The following is a 3,374-nucleotide window of genomic DNA, read 5'->3' as shown; positions in this document are numbered from 1 at the left end:
TCCATGATTTCGCCTGCTCGCATTTTTTCCATGGTGTTGGCCCAGACATCAGCTACCACGGTGATTTTAAGACCGCTTTTTTCACTAATGAGCGCTAACACATCAGAGGCGATACCATCATGTTCGCCTTCTTCATTGAGAAAATCATAGGGTGCCCAACTGAAATCGGCACCCAGTGTGACTTCAGGATTAGCGGCAATCCAGGCCTGTTCTTGTTCAGTAAATGTCAGTGCCGATAATCGGCAGCTGATAAACAGCAGGAAAAAAAATAATAACCAGTTAGTTTTGATCGGAAATAGCCACAAATTCATCAATATGTTCCAGCAGTATGCTCACCAGATAGGGATCAAACTGGCTACTGCTGTGTTTCCTGATGTAGTCCAAGGTGTCTTCAAGGGACCAGGCTTCTTTGTAGACCCGTTTATGCATTAACGCATCAAACACGTCAATCAAACCAACGATACGACCGTAGATATGAATATCCTGTCCTTTGAGTCCTTGGGGATAACCGCTGCCATCCCATTTTTCATGGTGCTGGTGAGCGATGATAGCGGCAGCTTTGGTGTATTTGCGTTTGGAATTATGAAGAATTTTAAAGGCACGCGTGGTATGCGTTTTCATGATGGCAAATTCATCTTCAGTGAGTTTACCGGGTTTATGCAAAATCGAGTGGGGAATAGTGATTTTACAAATATCATGCATTGGCGCGGCATGAAACAGGATATCGGCATCTTCGTCTGTCAGACTTTCATGATATAACGCTAATAACCTGGAACACTCGGCTACCCGACGAATATGTTTGCCGGTTTCATCTGAAGTTGACTCCATTAACTCAGTCAGCACATAAATCATTTCCAGTTGATTCTGTTCCAGCTCGGTCATCAGCCGTTGCTGATTCTGTTCGTATTTGTGCTGTAGAGAAAGGTTATTTTGTTGCAGGAGTTTTTTAGCGCGATATAAAGAAAGATGAGTATTGACTCTGGCCAGCAGTTCTTCGGCATGAAACGGTTTACAGAGGTAGTCGACTGCGCCAGCATGAAATCCCTGGCTTATCGAATCTACGTCGACCTTGGCCGTAACAAAAATAATCGGGATATCCTGAAGGCGGGGTTCTGCCTTGATGCGTCGGCAAACTTCATAACCATCCATTTCAGGCATCATAATATCAAGCAGAATCAGGTCATATTCATGCGTTTTCATTAGCGCAAGGGCTTCCTGACCTCGGGTGGCAAATGACAGGTTGTAAGGCTCTTCCTTAAGAAAATTCATCGCTACCTGAATATTGTCAGGTACATCATCGACGATTAAAACATTGGCGCTATTATCCATCGCGATTCCTTGTGTGCAGATACTGTTGCGGCAATCCTTTGTTGACTGCAAATGGTAGCTGCTGAAAATAACAGTAACTATATTACTTGTCTATCCGTCTCAATAATCTGGGGTAAATCAAATTGTTGCAAATTAATAAGCTCTGACTGAAAACCTGATAGTTGAGTTGCAATGATGAGTAATAAAATCGAAGCAAGTATGATGTGATTTTAACTTTGGGGTGGGTAGCAAAAATGGTTCTGCAGAAAGCGCCTGAATGGCAGGCTTTACTTGAGAGGGAATTTGAACAGCCTTATATGCAGCAGCTAAAGGCTTTTTTACAGCAGCAGAAAAACCAGCAGAAAGTGATATATCCTCACTCATCCAACTGGTTTCATGCCCTGGAAACAACGCCGCTATCTAACGTAAAAGTTGTCATTCTCGGACAGGATCCCTATCACCAGCCAGGACAGGCGCATGGTTTATGCTTTTCAGTCAAACCCGGTGTGGCAATTCCACCTTCGTTAATGAATATCTATAAAGAACTGAATAATGACCTTGGTATTGCTCCTGCAAAACATGGTTACCTGGAAGCTTGGGCCAAGCAAGGTGTTTTATTACTGAATGCTGTATTGACGGTGGAACATGGACAAGCCAATGCGCATCAGGGAAAAGGTTGGGAACAATTTACTGATCGAGTGATCAGTGTGGTCAATCAACAGCGTGATAATGTGGTGTTTATGCTGTGGGGCAGTTATGCCCAGAAAAAAGGGGCTGCTATTGACAACCAGCGGCATCTGGTTTTAAAAGCACCGCATCCATCACCATTGTCAGCTCACCGCGGTTTTCTCGGTTGCAAGCATTTCAGCCAGGCTAATGACTATTTACAGCAACACGGACAAACACCTATTGATTGGCAGTTACCGTCATCAGTTTAGATTTTTTGTTTAGATTTAACCAACAGCAGAGATTTATCCAATACAGCCGATGGGCAGGCTTGATACAATTCGCGCCATGATAAATTTCAGCCAACTTTCTTTACGCCGCGGACCCCGACTACTGTTTGAAGCTGCCAATCTGGTGATTCATCCCGGACAACGTATCGGTTTGACCGGCGCCAATGGCACCGGTAAATCCAGTCTGTTTGCGATGATCCGCAATGAAATACATGCTGACAGCGGTGATCTGACGTTTCCTGAATCCTGGGTGATTGCTCATGTTGCACAAGAAACGCCCGCGGTTGATACAACTGCTCTTGACTATGTGTTGCAGGGCGATGCTGAACTGAGTCAACTTCTCACACAATTGGCACAAGCAGAACAGAACAATGATGGTCATTTGCAAACCCAGCTGCATGACAAAATAGGCTTGATTGATGGATACACCGGAAGAAGCCGGGCTGCAAAATTATTGCATGGATTAGGGTTTACTGCTGAGCAGCAGGAACACCCGGTCAGAACCTTTTCAGGTGGCTGGCGTATGCGACTTAACCTTGCCCAGGCATTGATGTGCCGTAGTGACTTATTGTTGCTGGATGAGCCCACCAATCATTTGGATCTCGAAGCTGTCTATTGGTTAGAAGAATGGCTACGCAGTTATGCGGGAACGCTGCTGGTAATTTCCCATGATCGTGAGTTTCTCGATCGAGTGGTTACCCATATCGCCCATATCGAACAACAACGCATCAAACTGTATACCGGTAATTATTCTGACTTTGAAATCGCTCGTGCCGAGCATCTGGCAAATCAGCAGTCGGCTTATCAGAAACAACAATCTGAAATCGCCCACATCCGTGATTTTGTTAATCGATTCAAGGCAAAAGCGACTAAAGCCAAGCAGGCTCAAAGTCGTATCAAAGCCTTGGAGCGCATGGAAAAGATCGCTCCGGCGCATGTTGATTCGCCGTTTCATTTCAGCTTTTTTCAGCCGCGACGTTTAACCACTCCAATTTTAGCGCTGGATAAAGCCAGTGTTGGTTACCAGCAAACACCGTTAATTGATAATATCAAGCTCCACCTTGCTCCCGGCGATCGTATTGGTTTGTTAGGCCCAAACGGTGCCGGTAA

General features: G+C 45.0%; 4 protein-coding genes. 2 read left to right on the top strand and 2 right to left on the bottom strand.

Going from position 1 to position 3,374, the window contains the following annotated elements:
* On the bottom strand, window positions 1-311 hold a 311-nt coding region (locus tag B3182_RS14655; protein ID WP_292753301.1), incomplete at its 3' end, for a transporter substrate-binding domain-containing protein.
* Window positions 280-1,329, bottom strand: a complete 1,050-nt coding sequence (locus B3182_RS14650) for a response regulator (RefSeq protein WP_292357887.1) — start codon at window positions 1,327-1,329, stop codon at window positions 280-282. The genes B3182_RS14650 and B3182_RS14655, both read right to left, overlap by 32 nt.
* 233 nt (window positions 1,330-1,562) lie before the next feature.
* Between B3182_RS14650 and ung the strand changes: the two genes are divergently transcribed.
* On the top strand, window positions 1,563-2,246 hold the full coding sequence (gene ung / locus B3182_RS14645) for a uracil-DNA glycosylase (RefSeq protein ID WP_292357889.1): 684 nt from the start codon (window positions 1,563-1,565) through the stop codon (window positions 2,244-2,246).
* Between the two features lie 76 nt (window positions 2,247-2,322).
* Window positions 2,323-3,374, top strand: a 1,052-nt coding sequence (locus tag B3182_RS14640) for an ATP-binding cassette domain-containing protein (protein ID WP_292753300.1), incomplete at its 3' end; no start/stop codon positions are given.

Source organism: Methylophaga sp. UBA4204 (genome assembly GCF_002379485.1).
GTDB lineage: Bacteria > Pseudomonadota > Gammaproteobacteria > Nitrosococcales > Methylophagaceae > Methylophaga.
Note: the sequence above shows the minus strand (reverse complement) of the source record. Positions and strands in the feature narration are given on the sequence as shown.

Excerpts from the sequence above, each read along its gene's own strand:
- B3182_RS14650 (WP_292357887.1), bottom strand. The coding sequence starts at position 1,329 with ATGGATAATAGCGCCAATGTTTTAATCGTCGATGATGTACCTGACAAT.
- ung (WP_292357889.1), top strand. The coding sequence starts at position 1,563 with ATGGTTCTGCAGAAAGCGCCTGAATGGCAGGCTTTACTTGAGAGGGAA.